The sequence below is a fragment of the Streptomyces sp. NBC_01571 genome, assembly GCF_026339875.1.
Taxonomy (GTDB): Bacteria; Actinomycetota; Actinomycetes; order Streptomycetales; family Streptomycetaceae; genus Streptomyces.
This window is the reverse complement of sequence record NZ_JAPEPZ010000001.1, coordinates 6,765,488-6,786,028: the sequence shown is the minus strand read 5'-3', so window position 1 is coordinate 6,786,028 and position 20,541 is coordinate 6,765,488. Positions and strand designations below refer to the sequence as shown.

17 protein-coding genes and 1 pseudogene are annotated in these 20,541 nt (G+C 71.9%); 7 read left to right on the top strand and 11 right to left on the bottom strand.

The features are described from left to right. Positions 1-17: 17 nt before the first annotated feature. Positions 18-170, bottom strand: a pseudogene (locus OHB41_RS30720) (ADP-ribosylglycohydrolase family protein); the annotation flags it as partial. A 94-nt stretch (positions 171-264) separates the two neighbouring features. After that, entirely contained in the window at positions 265-1,377 is a 1,113-nt protein-coding gene (locus tag OHB41_RS30715) for a ferritin-like domain-containing protein (RefSeq protein ID WP_266701337.1), read from the bottom strand. A 138-nt stretch (positions 1,378-1,515) separates the two neighbouring features. Here OHB41_RS30715 and OHB41_RS30710 point away from each other — a divergent pair, with 138 nt between their 5' ends. From OHB41_RS30710 to OHB41_RS30695, 4 genes are all read left to right on the top strand, one after another. After that, positions 1,516-2,460, top strand: a complete 945-nt coding sequence (locus OHB41_RS30710) for an AurF N-oxygenase family protein (RefSeq protein ID WP_266701336.1) — start codon at positions 1,516-1,518, stop codon at positions 2,458-2,460. A 116-nt stretch (positions 2,461-2,576) separates the two neighbouring features. After that, complete coding sequence (locus OHB41_RS30705; protein ID WP_266701335.1) at positions 2,577-3,302, top strand: TetR/AcrR family transcriptional regulator; 726 nt, start codon at positions 2,577-2,579, stop codon at positions 3,300-3,302. Between the two features lie 25 nt (positions 3,303-3,327). Then, entirely contained in the window at positions 3,328-3,636 is a 309-nt protein-coding gene (locus tag OHB41_RS30700) for a DUF8847 domain-containing protein (RefSeq protein ID WP_266701334.1), read from the top strand. Positions 3,637-3,738: 102 nt separating this feature from the next. After that, entirely contained in the window at positions 3,739-4,905 is a 1,167-nt protein-coding gene (locus OHB41_RS30695) for a C40 family peptidase (protein WP_266701333.1), read from the top strand. A gap of 84 nt (positions 4,906-4,989) precedes the next feature. On the opposite strand, the gene OHB41_RS30690 is transcribed toward OHB41_RS30695, so the two are convergent. From OHB41_RS30690 to OHB41_RS30665, 6 genes are all read right to left on the bottom strand, one after another. Continuing rightward, a complete protein-coding gene (locus OHB41_RS30690) occupies positions 4,990-6,624 on the bottom strand; it encodes a multicopper oxidase family protein (protein WP_266701332.1) in 1,635 nt (544 codons plus the stop codon). A 172-nt stretch (positions 6,625-6,796) separates the two neighbouring features. Beyond that, positions 6,797-8,050, bottom strand: a complete 1,254-nt coding sequence (locus OHB41_RS30685; RefSeq protein ID WP_266701331.1) for a styrene monooxygenase/indole monooxygenase family protein — start codon at positions 8,048-8,050, stop codon at positions 6,797-6,799. Positions 8,051-8,074: 24 nt separating this feature from the next. Further along, on the bottom strand, positions 8,075-8,755 hold the full coding sequence (locus OHB41_RS30680) for a GTP-binding protein (protein ID WP_401799630.1): 681 nt from the start codon (positions 8,753-8,755) through the stop codon (positions 8,075-8,077). Further along, positions 8,736-9,143, bottom strand: a complete 408-nt coding sequence (locus OHB41_RS30675; protein WP_266701330.1) for a DUF742 domain-containing protein — start codon at positions 9,141-9,143, stop codon at positions 8,736-8,738. The genes OHB41_RS30680 and OHB41_RS30675 overlap by 20 nt, the downstream gene beginning before the upstream one ends. After that, positions 9,140-9,643, bottom strand: coding sequence for a roadblock/LC7 domain-containing protein (locus OHB41_RS30670; RefSeq protein WP_168530199.1), 504 nt, complete (start codon positions 9,641-9,643; stop codon positions 9,140-9,142). Before OHB41_RS30670 ends, OHB41_RS30675 begins: the two co-directional genes overlap by 4 nt. Beyond that, positions 9,640-12,531, bottom strand: coding sequence for a sensor histidine kinase (locus tag OHB41_RS30665; protein WP_266701329.1), 2,892 nt, complete (start codon positions 12,529-12,531; stop codon positions 9,640-9,642). Before OHB41_RS30665 ends, OHB41_RS30670 begins: the two co-directional genes overlap by 4 nt. Positions 12,532-12,926: 395 nt before the next feature. On the opposite strand from OHB41_RS30665, the gene OHB41_RS30660 reads away from it, so the two are divergent. Continuing rightward, positions 12,927-13,715: a protein phosphatase 2C domain-containing protein gene (locus OHB41_RS30660; RefSeq protein WP_266701328.1), complete on the top strand. Its 789-nt coding sequence runs from the start codon at positions 12,927-12,929 to the stop codon at positions 13,713-13,715. Positions 13,716-14,140: 425 nt separating this feature from the next. On the opposite strand, the gene OHB41_RS30655 is transcribed toward OHB41_RS30660, so the two are convergent. Then, entirely contained in the window at positions 14,141-14,632 is a 492-nt protein-coding gene (locus OHB41_RS30655; protein ID WP_266701327.1) for a MarR family winged helix-turn-helix transcriptional regulator, read from the bottom strand. A 280-nt stretch (positions 14,633-14,912) separates the two neighbouring features. On the opposite strand from OHB41_RS30655, the gene OHB41_RS30650 reads away from it, so the two are divergent. Next, on the top strand, positions 14,913-15,815 hold the full coding sequence (locus OHB41_RS30650) for a lysozyme (RefSeq protein WP_266701326.1): 903 nt from the start codon (positions 14,913-14,915) through the stop codon (positions 15,813-15,815). Between the two features lie 75 nt (positions 15,816-15,890). On the opposite strand, the gene lon is transcribed toward OHB41_RS30650, so the two are convergent. Together lon and OHB41_RS30640 are read right to left on the bottom strand one after the other, a co-directional pair. After that, complete coding sequence (lon, locus tag OHB41_RS30645; RefSeq protein ID WP_266701325.1) at positions 15,891-18,314, bottom strand: endopeptidase La; 2,424 nt, start codon at positions 18,312-18,314, stop codon at positions 15,891-15,893. A 253-nt stretch (positions 18,315-18,567) separates the two neighbouring features. Beyond that, positions 18,568-19,446: a rhomboid-like protein gene (locus OHB41_RS30640; protein WP_266701324.1), complete on the bottom strand. Its 879-nt coding sequence runs from the start codon at positions 19,444-19,446 to the stop codon at positions 18,568-18,570. 361 nt (positions 19,447-19,807) lie between these two features. Here OHB41_RS30640 and OHB41_RS30635 point away from each other — a divergent pair, with 361 nt between their 5' ends. Continuing rightward, positions 19,808-20,485, top strand: coding sequence for a spermidine synthase family protein (locus tag OHB41_RS30635; protein WP_266701323.1), 678 nt, complete (start codon positions 19,808-19,810; stop codon positions 20,483-20,485). Positions 20,486-20,541 lie beyond the last annotated feature (56 nt).

The window sequence follows — 20,541 nt, the reverse complement described above, 5'->3', positions numbered from 1 at the left end:
AAGGGTCGTCCGACCGCTCAGGCGGCGCCGGGCAGTGCCTCCCGGCGCCGCAGCCACTCCTGCGGTACGCCGTCGACGCCGGTACGGGCCGCGACGGTGCCGCCCGCGATGGCGCAGGTCGTGTCGACGTCACCGAAGCCCTCGGCCGTGGTCCACAGGGCGGAGACCAGGACGGTCGGCAGGGACGGAGTCGGGCTCGGGCGTCATGCGGAGGACCATGGCGGTCGGGACGGTTCGCTGCACCGGGATTCGAGCACACCGTCCTCAGGAGGAGGAGTCCGCGCCCGACTCGATCATCTCCTCGACCTCGGCCACGCGGGCCCGCTCCTCCGCCGCGAACCGTTGCGCGTCCAGCCGCTCCGCGATCTCCTCGTCCTGGGTCATCAGCAGATCGAGGTTGGAGTCGCCCATCTCGAAGACGCCCATGTCGACGTACGCCTGCTGGAGGCGTTCGCCCCACAGGCCGATGTCCTTGACGCAGGGGACGATGCGGCTGAAGAGCAGCCGGCGGAAGAGGTGCAGGAACTCGGACTGCTCGCTGTACCGTTCGGCCTCGGCCCTGGGGACGCCGAAGTTCTCCAGCACCTCGACGCCGCGCAGCCGGTCCCGCATCAGGTGGCAGCCCTCGATGACGAACTCCTCGCGTTCGCGCCGTTCGGGGTCGGTGAGCTGCCGGTAGTAGTCGCGCAGCGCCATGCGGCCGAAGGCGACATGGCGGGCCTCGTCCTGCATCACGTACGCGAGGATCTGTTTGGGGAGGGGCTTGTCCGTGGTGTCGCGGATCATGCCGAAGGCCGCCAGCGCCAGGCCCTCGATCAGGACCTGCATCCCGAGGTAGGGCATGTCCCAGCGGGAGTCGCGGAGGGTGTCGTCGAGCAGGGACCGCAGGTGGTCGTTGACCGGGTAGAGCATGCCGATCTTCTCGTGCAGGAAGCGGCCGTAGATCTCCGCGTGCCGGGCCTCGTCCATGGTCTGGGTGGCCGAGTAGAGCTTCGCGTCGAGGTCGGGAACGGACTCCACGATGCGCGCCGCGCAGACCATCGCGCCCTGCTCGCCGTGCAGGAACTGGCTGAACTGCCAGGCGGTGTAGTGCCGCCGGAGTTCACCCCTGTCCCGTTCGGTCATCTTCGCCCAGTGCGGTGTCCCGTACAGGGTCATCGCCTCGTCGGGGGTGCCGAGCGGATCGTACGGATCGACCTCGATGTCCCACTCGATGCGCCGCTGTCCGTCCCACTGTTTGTCCTTGCCCTTCTGGTACAGGGCGAGGAGCCGGTCGCGACCGTCGTCGTACTCCCAGCTGAAACGTGCTGCCCCCGAGGCCGGTATCTGCCAGAGGGGATCTCCCGGGTCCTTGGCGTACAGCTCGTGCGTCGGCATACTCGGCAGGCTCACACGGAGTAGACGCGTCGTCAACAAGTCGCGCACAGGGGATTGACGAGCTTGCTGACAGGCAGTCTCATAAGTAGTGACCGCCGGTAACCCCTGAAGATCCCGTACGACGAGGTGGGAACAGTCATGACGACGGTGACGGAAGACGGACTTGACGGGCTCGACGGGCTCCGCGACGCGCTCGGCCTGCTCAAGGACCGGGAGCAGGTGGCCGAACGGCTGCTCGACTCTTCCGCCAAGCACTCCTTCGACCCGGACAAGGAACTGGACTGGGACGCGCCCTTCGAGGAGGGCAAGTGGTTCTGGCCGCCCGAGCTGGTGTCGCTCTACGACACCCCGCTGTGGAAGCGGATGGGCGAGGAGCAGCGGATCCTGCTCTCGCAGCACGAGGCGGCGGCGCTCGCCTCCCTCGGGATCTGGTTCGAGATCATCCTGATGCAGCTGCTGGTGCGTCACATCTACGACAAGGCGGCCACGAGCGCGCACGTGCGGTACGCGCTCACCGAGATCGAGGACGAGTGCCGGCACTCGAAGATGTTCGCCCGGCTGATCTCGCGCGGCGGCACACCGCACTACCCCGTCAGCCGCGCCCATCTGAATCTCGGGCGGCTCTTCAAGACCATCTCGACCACCCCCGGCTCCTTCACCGCCACACTGCTCGGCGAGGAGATCCTGGACTGGATGCAGCGGCTGACCTTCCCCGACGAGCGGGTGCAGACCCTGGTGCGCGGCGTCACCCGCATCCATGTGGTCGAGGAGGCCCGGCACGTGCGGTACGCGCGGGAGGAGCTGCGGCGCCAGATGGTGACCGCGCCACGCTGGTCCCAGGAGTTCACCCGCGTCACCTCCGGCGAGTTCGCCCGCGTCTTCTCCGTCGCCTTCGTCAATCCCGAGGTCTACACGAACGTCGGCCTGGACCGGCGCGAGGCCGTGGCGCAGGTGCAGGCCAGCGGACACCGGCGCGAGGTGATGCAGACCGGGGCGAAACGCCTGACCGACTTCCTGGACGACATCGGCGTGCTGCGGGGGGTCGGGCGGCGGCTGTGGAAGGCGTCGGGACTGCTGGCCTGAGAGGGCACGGCGCCGGTTCCCCTCGCGGGGGCCCGGCACGAGGTCACGGGACGGAGCCCCGAGGGACGGGTGCGAGCAGGGGCGGCGGGGGCGAACCCACGGGTTACGCTGCCGACATGACCTCCGCGGCCCCCACCCCCGCATACCGCCGGCTGAGCGTCGAGGAGCGGCGTTCGCAGCTCCTCGAGGCGGCGCTGTCCCTCTTCGCGCACCGGGCTCCCGAGGAGGTCTCGCTGGACGACGTGGCGGAGGCCGCGGGGGTGTCGCGGCCCCTCGTGTACCGGTACTTCCCGGGCGGCAAGCAGCAGCTGTACGAGGCCGCGCTGCGCTCCGCGGCGGAGGAGCTCGAGCACTGCTTCGCGGAGCCGCCGCGGGGATCACTGAGCGAACGGCTGTCGCGGGCCCTGGACCGCTATCTCGCCTTCGTCGACCAGCACGACGCGGGCTTCAGCGCGCTGCTGCAGGGCGGCAGTGTCGTCGAGACGTCCAGGACGACCGCCATAGTGGACGCGGTGCGGCGGGCCGCCGCCGAGCACATCGTCGACCATCTCGCCGTGCGGGATCCGGGGCCGCGGTTGCGGATGACCGTACGGATGTGGATCACCGCCGTCGAGGGCGCGTCGCTCAGCTGGCTCGACGGGGGCAAGGAACCGCCGCTGGACGAGCTGCGGGACTGGCTGGTGGAGCAGTTCGTGGCGATGCTGGTGGCGAGCGCGGGGCGCGATCCGCAGACCGCCGGCGTCGTGCGCGCGGCGCTCGCCCTGGAGGCGCCGGAGGGCGCGGTGGGGGAACTGGCCCGGCGGGTCGTCCCGCTGCTCGGTGACGCCGCGCGACTCCTTTGAGCGGCGCGTTTGTGACACTGGTGCGGTGAAGAGCCAAGACACCCCCTTCGAGGGAGGCCCGCTGGACGGGCGTGTGCTGCCCGTCCTGCTCGGTCTGACCGGACACCCGCCGAAGGTGTACCGCGTACCGGTACCGGACGCGGCCGGCGGCCCGCCGACCGTCCTCGTCTACCGCCGCGTCCAGGCGGGCCGGAGCAGGCGCCTGGGACTGCACCAGGGATGGAAGTACGCGTTCGACCCCGAGGGCGCCGCGCGCGGCGGACCGAAGTGGCCCTGGTCCGGGCCGGGCACCAGGGGCGGCGGCGCCACGCCGGAGTCCCACGCCGACGAGTGACGTTCTTGGGCCGAACCGGTCACCGGGCGCGCACGCGGGGCGCGCACGCCCCATCCTGCCGGTGCGAGGTGGACCTACCACCGCCGCACCGGAGGTGATGAAGTGTCAGGACGCATTCTGCGCCTGGTCTGTACGGTCGCGGTGGCGACCGGGGCGCTGCTCGCGCCCGTACCCGCCGTGGCCGCCCCCGATCCCGGACCCTCGGCGTCCGCGCGGGCCGGTACGGGCGCGGGGACCGGCGCGGGCGGTCCCGAAGTGCGTTCCACGGCCCGGATGCTGACGAACCTCCAGCAGCGCTACCGGGAGGCCGAGCGTGCCACCGAGGCGTACAACGCGACCGTGGAGAAGCTCAAAAGGCAGCGGGCCGAGGTCGCCAGGCTCGACGGGAGACTCGCCAGGGCCCGCCTCTCCCTGCACGACAGCCGCGGCGCGGCGGGCCGGCTGGCCCGGCAGCAGTACCAGAGCAGCAGCGGGGTCTCCTCGTACGTACGGCTGCTGCTCACCCGTGATCCGCAGCGCGCGCTGGACGAGGGACAGGTGATCAGGCAGCTGTCCCGGGAGCGGGTCAAGGCCGTGGACCGGCTGGCCGGGAGCGAGCGGCACGCCGACGGGCTGGCACGGCGGGCACGCAAGGCCCTGGACGGTCAGCTCACCCTCGCCGCACGGCAGAAGAAGGCGCGCGACGAGGTCCGCGGCCGGCTGAAGGAGGTCGAGAAGCTGCTCGCCTCGCTCACCGCGCGGCAGCTCGCCGAACTCGACGCGCTGGAGAAGCAGGGGACGGAGGCCGCCCAGCGGAAACTGTTGACGTCCGGGGCGCTGAGCAGCGTACGGACCCCCTCGTCGGAGGGCCTGGAGGCGGTGGAGTACGCCGTGCAGCAGCTCGGGAAGCCGTACCAATGGGGTGCCGAGGGACCCGGGGCGTACGACTGCTCGGGTCTCACCTCGCAGGCCTGGGGCCACGCCGGGCAGCCCATTCCGCGCACCAGCCAGGAACAGTGGGCGCGGCTGCCCCGGATCCCGCTGACCGAGCTGCGCCCCGGCGACCTGGTCGTCTACTTCCCCGAGGCCACGCACGTCGCCATGTACATGGGAGACGGCATGGTGGTGCAGGCGCCACGGCCCGGGGCGAGGATCAAGATCTCACCGATCGCCGCCAACCCGGTCCTCGGCGCCGTACGGCCCGACCCCGCCGGGAAGCCCGTCCGGCAGTACACACCGCCGGCGCTGCCCGCGGAGGCGGCCGACGGGCCGGACGGGAGCGCCCGGTAGGGGCCGTCGTCCCGCCCGTCGGGGGCGCCGCATCCCGTCCGACAGGGGCGCGGCGTCCGCCCGGCAGGGCGCGACATCCGGCTCTCACCTGCGATAGCCGAGGAGGGTCATCATGCCGGACTCGGAGTGGTACTGGTTGTGGCAGTGGAGCATCCACAGTCCCGGGTTGTCGGCGTAGAAGTCGACGACGATCTTGCGGTGCGGCAGCACCACGGCGGTGTCCTTGCGTGCGCCGACCGCGCCGAGGCCCATGAGCGCGAACGTGTGGCCGTGCAGGTGCAGGGGGTGCCACATGTTGGTGGCGTTGATGAGGGTCAGGCGGACCCGTTCGCCCTCGCGGATCGGATGGCGGCGTTCGAGGGAGTAGGGCTCGTGGTCGAAGGCCCAGTCGAACCTCCTCATGCTGCCGGTCAGCTTGACGCGCAGCTGGCGGTCCGGACCGGAGTCGTTGAGCGCCACCGACTCGTGCGGCCGCATCCGTCGGGCCGGTACCACCTTGCCGTCGAGCTCGCGCGGATGCACGGAGGGCTGGGGCAGGGCCCCGCTGGAGGTGCGCAGGACGGCCAGGGCCCGGGCGTTCTTGCCCTCGGCCAGCGCGACCAGCGGGAACATGCCGTCCTTGGCGGTGATCAGCACGTCGTAGCGTTCGGCCATGCCGATCAGCAGCGCGTCCGTCGTCTTGGGCTCGACCGGGTAGCCGTCCGTGTGGGTCACCGTCATCTGGTGCCCGCCCAGCGCCACCCGGAAGGCCGTGTCGCCCCCGGCGTTGATGATCCGCAGCCGGATGCGGTCCCCGGGGCGGGCCCGGAAGACCGCGGGGGCCTGCGGGATACGGCCGTTGACCAGGTAGTACGGATAGTCGACGTTGCCGCCCTCGCTGCGCAGGATGCGGCTGCGCGAGCCGTGCAGGATGCGCGAGGGACCGGTGGAGCGGCCGTGGCCCGACGACGGCGCGCCGGCCGCCGCGTCGTGGCCGGATCCGCTGTGCGCGCCGCCCTCTCCCATGTCCATCGGCGCGCCCCTGCCACCGCGCAGCTGGGAGAGCACTCCCTCCGGGGTGGAGCCGCCCACGCCGTCCACCCAGTCGTCGAGGACGACGACCCACTCCTTGTCGTAGGACAGGGGCTCCCTGGGGTCCTCGACGATCAGGGGCGCGTACAGGCCGCGGTCGAGCTGCATGCCGGAGTGCGAGTGCAGCCAGTAGGTACCCGCGTGCGCCATGGCGAAGCGGTAGGTGAAGTCCGCGCCGGGCTTGATGGAGTTCTGGGTCAGTCCCGGCACGCCGTCCATGTCGCAGCGCATCCGGACCCCGTGCGAGTGCAGCGTCGTCTCCGTCGGCAGGTGGTTGGCGATCGTGAGGGCGAGGATGTCGCCCTTGGTGACCCGGACCTCCTTGCCGGGCAGCGCGTCGCCGTACGCCCATGACCTGACGGTTCGTCCGCCCAGGTCGAGGGAGGTCTCGGCGGCGGTGAGCCGGAACTCCCGGACGGGTCCGGTGCCGCGTCTGCGCTCGGCGGCGAGGACCTCGGGATCGGAGGGGTTCACATAGCCGCCGGGTCCCCTGGGTACGAAGCCGCCGCCGTCGCCCGCGTTGCCGGCGGCTCCGGGCCCCGACTGCGGGCCGGACCCCGAGTCGGAGCCGGAGCAGCCTGCCAGGGCTGCGGAGCCGACGGCCACGATCGAGGCACCCAGCACGGTGCGCCGCTTATATGTGTGCATGGATGAATAACACACGTCTTGTCCGCATGTGTGCGAGAACTGGAGCGGCGTGTCCTGGCACCAGGGTGGTGAAGAATCGTTACTTCCCGGGCCCGCGCGGGCGCCGGCGCTCCTCGGAGGAGCGCCGGGAACCGCGCGGCCTGGCACGCTCGGCCCATACCGGGACGGGGACTCAGGCCCCTGCGACCGAGGCCAGATACGCCTCCGTCTTCTCCGGCTCATAGAAGAAGTTCTCGAAGTCCGCAGGGTTGTCGAACCCGTTGGCGAAGCGGTGAGCCACCGGCTCGAGTTGGGTGCCGGCGCCGATCAGCTTGAGGACGTGCTCCGGCGGGACCCCCAGCATGGCGTTCGTCCACTTCGTCACGTGCTGGGCGGTGTCCCAGTAGCGGTCGAAGGTGGCGCGCATCCAGGCCTCGTCGAACTCCTTCTCGCCGTGCTCCAGGATCGAGCCGAGGTACGCCGCCGCGCACTTCGAGGCGGAGTTGGAGCCCTGGCCGGTGATCGGGTCGTTCGCCACGACCACGTCGGCGACGCCCAGGACCAGGCCGCCGCCGGGGAGACGGCCGACGGGGTTGCGGACGGTGGGCGCGTAACGGCCGGACAGCGTCGCGTTGGCGTCGGTCAGTTCGACCTTGGTGGCGCGCGCGTACTCCCACGGCACGAACCGCTCCATCAGCTCCAGCGTCAGGGAGAGGTGCTCCGCCGGGTCCTTGACGCCGTTGAAGACGTCGGCCGGACCGCCGGGCACACCCTCCCAGAAGAGGATGTCCGCGCGGCCGGAGGTGGTGAGCGTCGGCATGACGAAGAGCTCGCCCACGCCGGGGACCAGGTTGCAGCGGACCGCGTCGTAGTCCGGGTGCTCCGGGCGCGGACCGAGACCGTGCACATAGGCGACGGCCAGTGCCCGCTGCGGCTGCGCGTACGGGGAACGGGAGGCGTCCCGGCCGAACATGGACACCAGTTCGCCCTTGCCCGCGGAGACCAGCACGAGGTCGTACGTACGGGAGAAGTAGTCCAGGTCGGAGACCGCGGCGCCGTGTATCACCAGCTGGCCGCCGCGCTGGGCGAACGTCTCCATCCAGCCGGCCATCTTCACGCGCTGGTCGACCGACTGGGCGTAACCGTCGAGCCTGCCGACCCAGTCGATCGCGCGCTGCGAGGGGCCCGGGTCGAAGGAGCCGGGGGCGGCGACCGAGACGCCGAGCCCCTCGATCCTCGGGGCCTGGGACTCCCAGAAGTTCAGCTGGAGATCGCGCTCGTGCTCGAGTGCCGTGTGGAACATGCACTGCGTCGACATGACCCGGCCCGTGCGGATCTCGTCCGCCGTCCGGTTCGACATCAGGGTGACCTCGTACCCGTTCGACTGGAGGCCGAGGGCGAGCTGGAGTCCGGACTGACCGGCTCCGACGACGAGTATCTTCCGCATGGGCGTCCTTACTCTGCGTACGTCTTATTCGGGGCTCACGTCGAGCGCGTGCCCCACCAGCGCGAGGAGCGTCTCGACGACCGAGATCCGACGCCTGGCATCCATGATCATGACAGGTATGTGCGGAGGCACCGTGAGGGCCTCGCGCACGTCGGCGGCGTCGAACGGCTCGCTGCCGTCGAAGTGGTTCACCGCGACGACGTACGGAAGTCCGCAGCTCTCGAAGTAGTCGAGCGCCGGGAAGCAGTCCTTGAGGCGGCGGGTGTCGGCGAGGACCACCGCGCCGATCGCGCCGCGCACCAGGTCGTCCCACATGAACCAGAAGCGCTGCTGCCCCGGCGTGCCGAAGAGGTAGAGCACCAGGTCGTCGTCGAGCGTGATGCGGCCGAAGTCCATGGCCACGGTGGTGGTCAGTTTCTCCGGTGTCGCGCTGAGGTCGTCGGTGTCCTCGCTGGCCTGGGTCATCAGCGCCTCCGTCTGGAGGGGCGTGATCTCGGAGACCGCCGTGACCAGCGTGGTCTTGCCCACGCCGAAACCGCCCGCGACCACGATCTTGGTGGCGATCGGAGCGCGGCTGCGGTCCGTCTGCCAGGCCTGGAGGTTCTCGTCGGACTCCGCCCCGGACAGCGGCACCGGGGCCAGTGGCATCGGAGCCGTGGCGGGGAAGGCGGTTCGCGGCGCGCCCTCAGAGACGACGGAGTCCATTCAGCACCCTTTCCAGCAGAGCGCGGTCCGGCTGTCCCGGGCCGTGACCTGTTCCGTACACGCGGATCTTTCCCTGGTCCGCCAGGTCACTCAGGAGCACGCGGACCACGCCCAGCGGCATCCTGAGGAGGGCGGCGATCTCGGCCACCGTACGCATCCGGCGGCAGAGTTCGACGATGGCCCGCATCTCGGGCATCACCCGGGTCTCGAGCGACCCGTTCGTCAGTTCCCTGCGCTCCTCGGGGGCGTCGAGCGCCGCCACGAAGGTCTCGACGAGCAGCACGTGCCCGAAGCGGGTACGGCCACCGGTGAGCGAGTATGGGCGGACCCGGGCGGGTTTGCGGTCGCCGCCGCGTACGGGGAGCTTGGGCGCGGAGGAAGAACTCACTGGGCACTCCCCGTCGGCTTGGCTTCTAGTGACTGGCGCAGTTCGCTGCGGAGTTCGGGGGTCAGCACATGGCCGGCGCGGCCGACGAAGAGCGCCATGTGGTACGCCACCACGCTCATGTCGCAGTCCGGGGCGCCGTGCACACCGAGCAGCGAGCCGTCGCTGATCGACATCACGAAAAGACTGCCGTCGTCCATCGCGACCATGGTCTGTTTGACGCCGCCCGCCTCCATCAGCTTCGCGGCGCCGATGGTCAGACTGCCGATGCCGGAGACGATGGTGGCGAGGTCGGCGGCGGACCCCTTGGGGCCGGTGGGGCGCTGCTCCGTCCCGGTGCGGGCCTCCGCGTTCCTGCCGGGGTCGGAGGAGAGCAGCAGCAGGCCGTCGGAGGAGACGACCGCGACCGACAGCAGTCCCGGCACCTCCTCGACGAGGTTGGTCAGCAGCCAGTGCAGATTGCGGGCTTCACTGCTCAGACCGAAGGTACTGGGCGCGGTCAACTGCTTGCCTCCTCGACTGTGCCCCCCGATGCGTCTACTGCGTCCGGTGCCAAGTGCGGTGCGGTGGCCGGGCCGTCCGGCGCGCCGGGGGTGCGTGTCTGTGCCGTCTGTTCGGCGATCTCCGCCTCGACGTCGCGGCGGCCCTCCGTCGCACCCCGGTGGAAGCCGCCGAGCCTGCGCCGCAGCGCCTCGGCGTCCACCCCGCCGGCACGCGCCCGGGGGGCAGGCGCGGGCGCGGAGATCTTCGGTGTGCGCTTGGGCAGGCCCTTGTCGGTGACCCGCTCCGGCTCGTCGTCCGGTGCGCGGTCGTGGACGTCGGGTCCGATGGCGTAGGGGTCGCCGGCGGTCCGGGCGGAGGGCACGGTGTGCGGGGCGGGAGCCGCCGTGGCCGCGCCGGGTCCGTCCGCCGCCGCCGCGGGACCGTCCGCCGGAGTCGTCGCGCGACCGTCCGTGGGCACCGTCGGTCCGTCCGTCCGCGTGACCGGGCCGCGCGGCGGCGGTACCGGCGCGTCGGCCGGCGGCACCGGCGCCAGGACCATCGTGGTCTCGGAGGCCGTCTGACCGGGTACGGGCGAATCCTGCGCCCCGGCGTCGCGTACGGCCTCTTCCGCCGCGGCTATCAAGGGGTCCTCGTCCCCGGCCGGAGCGGCGGGGACGGCCGCCTTGAGGGCCGAACGTCCGCGCAGGACGTTGGAGTTGACCTCGGCGGCGGCCCCCGGGAGGGTCACCGTGGGGGCGGCGCCGGGGACCGGGGTGGTCGAGGGCACCGTGCCGGCGGGGGACGCGGACAGCAGCGCCTTCGGGAGGACGACCACCGCGGCGGTCCCGCCCTGCTTCTGCTCGCGCAGCTGTACGCGTACGCCGTGCCGGTGGGCGAGCCGCGCCACCACGTACAGGCCGAGCCCGAGTCCGTCCCCGCTCTCCTGGTCGTACGCGTCGTCCGGGTCGAATGCGGAGAGGCGGGTGTTGAGCTGGGTCATCCGCTCGGCGGCCATCCCGATGCCCTCGTCCTGCACGGAGAGCATCACCTCGCCGTTCTCCAGGAGCCAGCCGGAGACCTCGACGGGGAGGTCGGGCGGCGAGAACGACGAGGCGTTCTCCATGAGTTCGGCCAGCAGGTGCGAGAGGTCGTCCGCGGCGTAGCCGGCGAGGTGGGCGTGCGGCGGCAGGGCGGCGATACGGACCCGCTCGTACCGCTCGATCTCGCTGACCGCGGCGCGCACGACGTCGACCAGCGGGACCGGGCCCGCGTGGTGCTGGACGTGCTCGTGCCCGGCGAGGACCAGGAGGTTCTCGCTGTGGCGCCGCATGACGGTGGCGAAGTGGTCCAGCTTGAAGAGCGTGCCGAGACGCTCCGGGTCCTGCTCGCGCTCCTCCAGCCCCTCGATGACACCGAGTTGCCGCTCGACCAGGCCGAGGGTGCGCAGCGCGAGGTTGACGAAGGTCCCGTGGATGGTGCCGCGCACCTGCTCCAAGTGGGAGGCGGCCTGTGCGAGTTCGGCCCGCAGCCGGTCGCGTTCGTCGGCCATCAGCCGGCGCTGTCCCACGAGGTGCTTGCGGTCCGCCTCGAGCGTGGTGAGCCGCTCGTGCAGCCCGGCGGCGTGCGCGTGCAGCGCGTTGACGGAACGGACGACCTGGGCGAACTCGTCGTCGCGGCCGGTGAACCTGACCGGTTCCCCGGCTCCCGGGTCGGCGGCGAGGCGGGCCGACCCGATCCGCAGCACGGCCAGCGGCCGGGTGAGCGTGCGGGCCATCGCCATCGAGACGCCGACCGCGACCAGCAGCAGGGCGCCGATCACGGCGATCCGGACCTCCAGCGCGGTGACGTCGTCGTCCCGCAGCAGTTCGAGGTCCTTGGTGCGGTGGTCGTAGAGGGAGGCCTCCGCGCCGCGCATCAGCTCGACCCGGGCGGAGAGCGCGGCGTCCGCCTTCTTCGTGCTGGTGTCGAGCTCGTCGTCGGAGAACGTGGGCTGGTCGGTGAGACCGGCGAGGTACTTGTCGGCGGCGGTGACGTCCGGACCGGTGACCGTCGAGTCGTAGGAGTCCCTGGCGGCCTTGGGCGCGGTCTCGCGGAAGTCGGCGAGGGCCGCCTCCGAGCGCAGCCCGGCCTGCTGGGCGGCGGCGCTGAGCGCGTCGCGCTGCTTGGTGCCGGCGTCCGACGAGCTGTTCGTGGTGGTCGGCAGGCCGGTCAGCGGGTCGATGACCGTCCGTGTCGTGCGCGGGATGCTGAGGGCGGCGAGGAGCAGTCCGCGGGCGGCGGCGGACTGCTGGACGGCGGAGTCGAGCTCGGCGAGGGAGTGCGCGTCGGAGCCCGCCCGGGGCGGGAGCCGCTCGGCCAGGTCCTCGGCGAGGCCGTGCAGTTCGGTGATGACGGCCGAGTAGGCGTCGTGGGTCTCGAGAGCGCCGCTCTTGCCGGTGAGCGCCGCTCTGCGGACCGTGCCGATGCCGTCCAGGTCGTTCAGCAGCACGGCGGGCGCGTCCTCGTCCGCCCGCAGCTCCGTGACCTGCCGGTCGACCCGGGCGCTGCGCTGCTCGGAGGGGGCCTTGGACTTGGGGCGGCCCGCGGCGATGTACGTGGTGACGTCGTCGCGCTCGTCAGCCAGCGCGTGGGCGAGCGTCAGCGCCTCCTGGGTCCGCTGCGCGAGCGTCACCAGGTTCTGGGAGTCGTTGAGTTGCTCGGAGGCCGCCATGACCGTGGGGGCGCCGGCGCCGGCGATGGCGGCCGCGACGACCGCCACGGCGACGATCAGCCGATTGCGCACGTGAGCGGCGCGGCCCTTGCCCGCGGAGGTGTCCCCCGCGGCCCCCGGCGTGCGTTCCGCGCCCCCCTCGGGGGCCGACTGCCTGCCTGTGCGCCGAGACCGCATCTTCTGCACCGGTGCTCGCATTCCTGACTCGTGTACCCAAGGGCCCGGGTGACGCTCCGTCAATGAAGGTGTCCGCCCTCCGCACGCCTTCGACTCGGCGTGTGCAGGGGGTACCCCCCATCGGCTCCCGACCCTCCCAGTGCCGGTGGGCAGTGGTCCCGCATCATCTGACCCGCCACCCGAAGGAGTGAACCCCGGACGGGAGTTGGCGGGCAAGTTCCTCTGGCGCGTGCGCCCCCCTTGCGCGGCGGGCCGGTTGGACGTCGGCGGCGGGCTTTGGCAGTATTCGCCGCCACGCGTTCCCGGAGTCGATCATTCCATGCCAAACCAGGCGGCTGAGCTGCGGGTCCGTACCCGTTCGGCGCCCGTTGCCAGCCTTTCGTGGACCTTGTGAAGAGCTCGTGCAGACTGGCTGGATGCGCACCGAACTCGTTTCCGAACCGGGCGACCCGGGCCGCCCCAATGAGGACTTCGCAGCGGTCGGGCTTCCGGCCTCGGGACAGGGGGGTTCACTGGTCCTCCTCGACGGCGTGACGCCCCCGCCCGGCGACGACGGATGTCTTCATTCCGTCGCCTGGTTCTCGGCGCGGCTCGGCGGATCCCTGACCGAACTGTCCGTTTTCCGCCGGGATCTACCCCTGTCGGAGATCCTTTCCCGGGCTATCCGGCGCACCGCCGAGGCCCACGCCGGCTCCTGTGACCTTTCTCACCCGCGTACGCCGCAGGCAACCGTGGTGGTCGCACGGTGGTCCGCCGAACTGGTCGAGTACCTGGTCCTGTCGGACTCGGCCCTGCTGCTGGAGTCCCCCGCCGGGGAGGTGACACCGGTCCTGGACGGCCGCCTCGACCTGGTCCCGCGCGCCTGGCTCGCCACGGACGCGATCGCCGACGCGACGGTCCGCAACAGGGAGGGGGGCTTCTTCACGGCGGCGGCGGATCCGTCGGTGGCGGCGCGGGCCGTGACGGGCGTGCTGCCGCGTGCGGAGGTGCGCGCGCTGGCCGCCCTCACGGACGGCGCGACCCGCTGGGTCGAGAAGTTCGAGGAGGGCGACTGGCGCGAGCTGTTCACCCTCCTCCGCAAGGAGGGCGGGCAGGCTCTCGTCGACCGCGTACGGACGCTGGAGCGCGACGACGCGGAGAACCGGGTGCGTCTGCGCCGGAGCAAGACGCACGACGACGCGACGGTGGTGTTCGTGGAGTACTGAACGGGGGCGCCGCGCGCGGGACGGCCCGCCGCGCGACGCGACGGACGGCGCGCCCGAGCTTCGGGGTCGGCGAACCGTCGCGGGGGCCCGCCGGGGGCGCCCGCCGGGTTCCTCACGTGCGCGGCGTCGCGGACCGGCCGCGGACCGGCCGCTGGACGGCGGACCCCCACGAGACGGCGGACCGTCCGCCGATCCGGGCAGGGAGCCCATGGAGCAGCGCGGTACCCACGGGACGCCCTGCAGCCCACAGATGGCGGACGTGCCCACGTGGCGGGGCGCCCGGGAGACAACACGCCACCCACCCGGAGGCGGACCACCCACGGAACAGAGCGGCACCCACGGAACAGGACGGCACCCACGGGACGGACGACCACCCGCGGAGCAACGCGGCACCTGCGGGCCCTGGTCCACCCGCGGAGCGACCGTTACTTCTCCATGCCCTGGTTCAGCTGGTGCAGCAGCCGGGCGAGTTCGGCGACCTCGTGCGGGTCCCAGCCGGCCAGCTCGCGGACGTACCGTGCCCGTCTCGCTTCCCGGACCCGGCGGAAGCGGTCCCGGCCCCCCTCGGTGAGGTGGACGAGCCAGGCGCGGCCGTCGGCCGGGTCGGGCTCGCGGGCGACGAGGCCGAGCTCCTCCAGGGCGCGGAGCTGGCGGGACATCGTGGCCTTGCCGACCCCGATGTAGGCGGCCAGTTCCGTGGCGCGCTGGCGGCCGCACTCCTCCAGACGGAAGAGGAGTCCGTACGCCGAGGACTCCAGATCCGGGTGCACCTCGCGGGCCATCTCACCGGAATTGGCCCGGGCGCGTCGCAGGAACACGGTCAACTCCCGCTCCAGCGCCGGGAATTCCTGGTCCACACCATTTTCCGACGCCTCGGATTCGACACGACGCCCGTCGCCGTTTGCGCCCTCGTGCACGTCAGCACCCCTGACCCGGTTTCCCGATCCTGAAAGTTTCTGCCAAAAGTCGCCGTTGCCGCAGCTCCGCCAGTATTTCGCAGGCATAGACCAACGGCAGCCTCCGGGCCCTCTTCCCCGCGGCCTTCCCCGTGCCTAGCTTCTCTGACAGACAAATACTGGCATGCGCACGCCATCAACAAGTCGACGAGGACTTGGCCCCCACGGGCGTCGGGGGCGATGCCGTCGGTCCGCCAGTGTTCCCCCCACCGTGCACCACCGATCCCCTCGGAGGCACGACATGCCCGCGCACGGATCCGGAAGCCGCACCACGCCCCCACCGGGGCGCCTGTCCAGGGCCTGGACGCTGCTCGCAGCCCTCTCCGCGCTCTTCCTCCCCCTCCTCCTCGCTCCTCCGGCCCAGGCGTCGCCCGCACTCCCGGCCGCGCCCGTACGGGGCGTCACCCCCTCCTCCCCCACCGCCTCCGACCCCGCCCCGGCCCGCGGTTCCGCCCATCTGGGCATGGGCGTCCTCGCGCACGACGGCCGGAGCGGCACGCCGAGCACGGGTGACGCCACCCAGACGGAGGGCGTGGACGTCAGTGGCCATCAGGGAAACGTCGCCTGGTCGACCCTGTGGAGCAGCGGGGTCAGGTGGGCCTACACCAAGGCGACCGAGGGGACGTACTACACCAACCCCTACTTCGCCCAGCAGTACAACGGCTCGTACGACGTCGGCATGATCCGGGGCGCCTATCACTTCGCGACCCCGGACACGACGACCGGCGCCACCCAGGCCAACTACTTCGTGGACCACGGCGGCGGCTGGTCCCGTGACGGCAGGACGCTGCCGGGCGTGCTCGACATCGAGTGGAACCCGTACGGCGCCGCCTGCTACGGCAAGACGCAGAGCGCGATGGTCAGCTGGATCAGCTCCTTCCTCGCCCAGTACAGGGCGCGCACGGGGCGGGACGCCGTGATCTACACGGCCACCAGCTGGTGGAGCGACTGCACCGGGAACTACGGCGGATTCGCCGCCGCCGACCCGCTGTGGATCGCCCGCTACGCCTCCGACCCCGGCACGCTTCCGGCCGGCTGGTCCCTCTACACGATGTGGCAGTACACGTCGTCGGGACCGACGGTCGGTGACCACGACAGGTTCAACGGCGCGCTCGACCGGGTGCAGGCGCTCGCCAACGGGTGACCGCCGGGACAGGGGAAGGCCCGGGCTCCCTCACGGGCCCGGGCCTTACCCGTCCGGACGTACCGGCGGCGTCCGTCACGCCGCCACCGACACCTCCGGGGTCGCACCGCTGGTCGCCGGGGTCAGCGCCAGCTCCAGCACCTGCCGGACGTCCGTGACGGCGTGGACGTCGAGCTTCTCCAGGACCTCGGCGGGGACGTCGTCCAGGTCGGGCTCGTTGCGCTTCGGGATCACGACCGTCGTCACCCCGGCCCGGTGGGCGGCCAGCAGCTTCTGCTTGACGCCGCCGATCGGCAGCACCCGGCCGGTCAGCGAGACCTCGCCGGTCATCGCCACGTCCGTACGGACCGGCCGTCCGCTGAGCAGCGAGGCGAGGGCGGTCGTCATGGTGACGCCCGCGCTCGGACCGTCCTTGGGAACGGCGCCCGCCGGGAAGTGGATGTGCACGCCCCGGTCCTTCAGGTCGCCGACCGGCAGTTCCAGCTCGGCTCCGTGCGACCGCAGGAAGCTCAGCGCGATCTGCGCCGACTCCTTCATCACGTCACCCAGCTGACCGGTCAGGGTCAGACCCGCCGCGCCCGTCTCCGGGTCGGCGAGCGACGCCTCCACGTAGAGGACGTCACCGCCCGCGCCCGTGACCGCCAGACCGGTGGCGACACCGGGCACCGCGGTACGGCGCTCGGCCGGGTCCTGGGCCGACTCGGGCACGTGGTGCGGCCGTCCGAGGAGCCCGCGCAGGTCGGCGTCGGTCACCGTGAACGGCAGTTCCCGCTCGCCGAGTTCGTGCTGTGCCGCGATCTTGCGGAGCAGCCGGGCGACGGCCCGCTCCAGGTTGCGGACGCCCGCTTCCCGGGTGTACTCCCCGGCGAGCTTGCGCAGCGCGCTCTCGTCGAGCGTGACCTCGTCCTTCGCCAGACCCGCCCGCTCCAGCTGCCGCTGCAGCAGGTGGTCACGGGCGATGACCACCTTCTCGTCCTCGGTGTACCCGTCGAGCCTGACCAGCTCCATACGGTCGAGCAGGGCCTCCGGGATGGCTTCGAGCACGTTGGCCGTCGCCAGGAACACCACGTCGCTGAGGTCGAGCTCGACCTCCAGGTAGTGGTCCCGGAAGGTGTGGTTCTGCGCGGGGTCGAGGACCTCCAGCAGGGCCGCGGCCGGGTCGCCCCGGAAGTCGGAACCCACCTTGTCGATCTCGTCCAGCAGGACCACCGGGTTCATGGACCCGGCCTCCTTGATGGCGCGGACGATGCGGCCGGGCAGGGCGCCGACGTACGTACGACGGTGGCCGCGGATCTCGGCCTCGTCCCGGACGCCGCCCAGGGCGACCCGGACGAACTTCCGGCCCATGGCGTGCGCGACGGACTCGCCGAGCGAGGTCTTGCCGACGCCGGGCGGTCCGACCAGCGCGAGCACGGCACCGCCGCGCCGCCCGCCGACCACACCGAGCCCGCGCTCGGAACGCCGCTTGCGCACGGCGAGGTACTCGGTGATGCGTTCCTTCACGTCGTCGAGTCCGGCGTGCTCGGCGTCCAGAACGGCCTTGGCGCCCTGGATGTCGTACGCACCGCTGTCGTCGGTCCGCTCGTTCCACGGCAGCTCCAGCACCGTGTCGAGCCAGGTCCGGATCCAGGAGCCCTCGGGCGACTGGTCACTGGACCGCTCCAGCTTGTCGACCTCCTTGAGCGCGGCCTCGCGGACCTTCTCGGGGAGGTCGGCGGCCTCGACGCGGGTCCGGTAGTCGTCGGACTCCTCGCCCTCCTTGGCGTCGCCGTTCAGCTCGCGCAGCTCCTTGCGGACGGCCTCCAGCTGGCGCCGCAGCAGGAACTCGCGCTGCTGCTTGTCGACGCCCTCCTGGACGTCCTTGGCGATGGACTCGGCCACGTCCTGCTCGGCGAGGTGCTCGCGCAGCTGCTCGGTGGCGAGCTTCAGCCGGGCCACCGGGTCGGCGGTCTCCAGCAGCGTGACCTTCTGCTCGGTGCTCAGGAACGGGGAGTAACCGGAGTTGTCGGCGAGCGCGGACACGTCGTCGATGGCCTGTACGCGGTCCACGACCTGCCAGGCGGCGCGCTTGCGCAGCCAGCTGGTGGCGAGGGCCTTGTACTCCTTGACCAGTTCGGTGACGTGGCCGGGCAGCGGGTCGGGCACGGTCTCGTCGACCTGGGTGCCCTCGACCCACAGGGCGGCACCGGGACCGGTCGTGCCGGCACCGATCTTCACGCGTCCACGGCCGCGGATCAGCGCGCCCGGGTCGCCGTCGGCCAGTCGGCCGACCTGCTCGACGGTGCCGAGCACACCGGTGCTCGGGTACGCCCCGTCGATGCGTGGCACCAGCAGGACCCGCGGCTTGCCGGGCTCCGACCGCGCGGCGGCCTGGGCCGCCTCCACCGCGGCGCGCACATCGGCGTCGTTCAGGTCCAGCGGAACCACCATCCCGGGCAGCACGACCTCGTCGTCGAGCGGCAGCACGGGCAGGGTGAGCGATGTGGACGTCGAAGCCATGATCTTCCCTTCGGCAGTCAAGTTGAGCTACACCGACTCAATGCATGTGAGTCCCCGATTGTTCCCCGGGGCTTGTTCGCTCTGAGCGATCACTCGGCCACCCCTCGGGACGACGGGCATCCGCGCAGGTCAGCGTCGTCTTCGAGGTGTCGACGGGTCCGCCGGGACTGCACCCGGCCGGGGTCTACCGCAAGAACCACCTCATGAGGCGCCCTGTTCCCGCGCGGGGCATCCCCCTGGGGGGACGGCGACCCTAGGCGGCGACAGTGCCGGAGGTCTGGACCGGCCGGACGGCGGGGTCGCCCGCGCCTCGGCCTCCGCCCCCGCCGGCGCCGGCCCGGTGCCTGCGCCGTACCAGCGGCCAGGTCGAGACCCCGACCGCCAGCGACAGCAGGTGTCCCCAGTCGGTCATCGGGTCCCTGAACGCGATCAGGTCGCCGATCAGCACCCCCGCGAAGCCGATCAGCACCGGCCAGCGCAGCCATGGCGTCAGCAGCCCGGCGAGGGCACCGACGCTCGCGGCGACACCGAAGCTGATGCCGTAGTCGAGACGGTGCAGGGAACTGCCGGGAAGGTGTCCCGCCAGTACCGAGAGACCGACGGGCACCTCGGTGGCCAGCGTGGCCACGACGTGACCGAGCAGGAAGACACCCGCCGCCCGCAGCCCCCCTATGCGCCGTTCCAGCGCGGTCAGTACGAGCACGAACCCGGCCGCGTACATCGACGCGATGCCGCCCGCGATCCACAGCGCGCTGGCCAGCAGCACGAGCACCGGATGGCGCACGAGATGCGCCACGTCCGTACTGGAACCCTGCTGCAGCGCGTGGACGAGAGAGGGTGCGGCGTGGTCGGCGGTCACCGAGACGACGGCGAGGACGGCCGCGTATCCGAAGGTGAAGGGCGTGCCGGTGGGGGTGGGGAGCAGTCGCCAGGGCCGTAGCGCGCGCGTCCGGGCTAGGGCATGGGCACGGGGGTGGGTGCGGGAGGCGGACGGGCGGGGCGCGGATGGGTCCGTGACCGCGTCGCCGCGCTGTCGCGGCATGCCGTCCAGCACGGACGTGCCCGCTTCCGGGTTCTCGGGCGTGACGTCGGACGGGGAGGCCGTGGCCGCCGCGGTCGTGCTCCGGTCCAAGGTGGAGGGCTCCTTCCGTCGCCACCCAGCCTTGGGTGTCCCGCGCGTCACTGTCTATGACCGACGCCACCCGCGGGGCGATTCACAGCAACCCCACAGCCGGGAACGGCGACCGCACGAGCGGCCGAGGCCGTCGCCATACGCAGGGCCGCATGTATGGCCGTATGCATGGCCGTATGTATGAAGGACAGCCGGGCGGCACCGGCTGTCGCCGGGCGGACCCCGCGTGGCGTGCGCCCGGACAGCCAGGCACCCGGGCACCCGGGGCGTCAGCGTGGGCGGCGCACCCGAGGATCGATCACGCCGCGCGGCCGAGGATCTCCCCCTCCGCACGTCCGCGGGCACTGCCAGGATGGGAGCCATGACGGCTCCGTACGACACCCCCGTAGTCATCGACCGCAGGGAAGGCCCGTACGGCGAGGTCGTGTTGCGGCGCCACGGCGCACTGCTGCAGATCATCGCCAACGGGTGCTTCCTGATGGACACCTCGGACGGCCGCTCGGAGCGGCTCCTCGTCGACGCCGCGTACGACGCCCTCGACGGGCGCCCGGAGCCGGACGTGCTGATCGGCGGGCTCGGCGTCGGGTTCTCGCTCGCCCACGCGGCGGCGGACCGGCGCTGGGGGCGCATCACCGTCGTCGAGCGCGAGCGGGCCATCGTCGACTGGCACCGTGACGGTCCGCTGGCCCGGCTCTCCGCGCGGGCGTTGGCCGACCCGCGCACCGAGATCGTGCAGGCCGATCTGTCCGCTCACCTCCGTGAGACATCCGCCACGTACGACGCGCTCTGCCTGGACATCGACAACGGCCCCGACTGGACCGTCACGGAGGACAACCACAGCCTGTACGGACCGTCCGGACTCGCGGACTGCGCGCGGGTGTTGAGACCCGGCGGGGTGCTCGCCGTGTGGTCGGCCCAGCCCTCTCCCAAATTTGAAGGAAGCTTGCGGAATGCCGGATTCCGACGGGTGCGTACCGAAGAGATCCCGGTTGCCCGGGGCGTTCCGGACGTCGTCCACCTCGCGACAGGGCCTGGATAGCCGAGCGCAGCCGACTGCCCTTACGCTGCTCCCCTGGCGCGGATCATTCAAGCGTC

Coding starts and splice junctions, on each gene's coding strand:
- OHB41_RS30715 (WP_266701337.1), bottom strand. CDS start 1,377: ATGCCGACGCACGAGCTGTACGCCAAGGACCCGGGAGATCCCCTCTGG.
- OHB41_RS30710 (WP_266701336.1), top strand. CDS start 1,516: ATGACGACGGTGACGGAAGACGGACTTGACGGGCTCGACGGGCTCCGC.
- OHB41_RS30705 (WP_266701335.1), top strand. CDS start 2,577: ATGACCTCCGCGGCCCCCACCCCCGCATACCGCCGGCTGAGCGTCGAG.
- OHB41_RS30690 (WP_266701332.1), bottom strand. CDS start 6,624: ATGCACACATATAAGCGGCGCACCGTGCTGGGTGCCTCGATCGTGGCC.
- OHB41_RS30685 (WP_266701331.1), bottom strand. CDS start 8,050: ATGCGGAAGATACTCGTCGTCGGAGCCGGTCAGTCCGGACTCCAGCTC.
- OHB41_RS30680 (WP_401799630.1), bottom strand. CDS start 8,755: ATGGACTCCGTCGTCTCTGAGGGCGCGCCGCGAACCGCCTTCCCCGCC.
- OHB41_RS30665 (WP_266701329.1), bottom strand. CDS start 12,531: ATGCGAGCACCGGTGCAGAAGATGCGGTCTCGGCGCACAGGCAGGCAG.
- OHB41_RS30660 (WP_266701328.1), top strand. CDS start 12,927: ATGCGCACCGAACTCGTTTCCGAACCGGGCGACCCGGGCCGCCCCAAT.
- OHB41_RS30650 (WP_266701326.1), top strand. CDS start 14,913: ATGCCCGCGCACGGATCCGGAAGCCGCACCACGCCCCCACCGGGGCGC.
- lon (WP_266701325.1), bottom strand. CDS start 18,314: ATGGCTTCGACGTCCACATCGCTCACCCTGCCCGTGCTGCCGCTCGAC.
- OHB41_RS30635 (WP_266701323.1), top strand. CDS start 19,808: ATGACGGCTCCGTACGACACCCCCGTAGTCATCGACCGCAGGGAAGGC.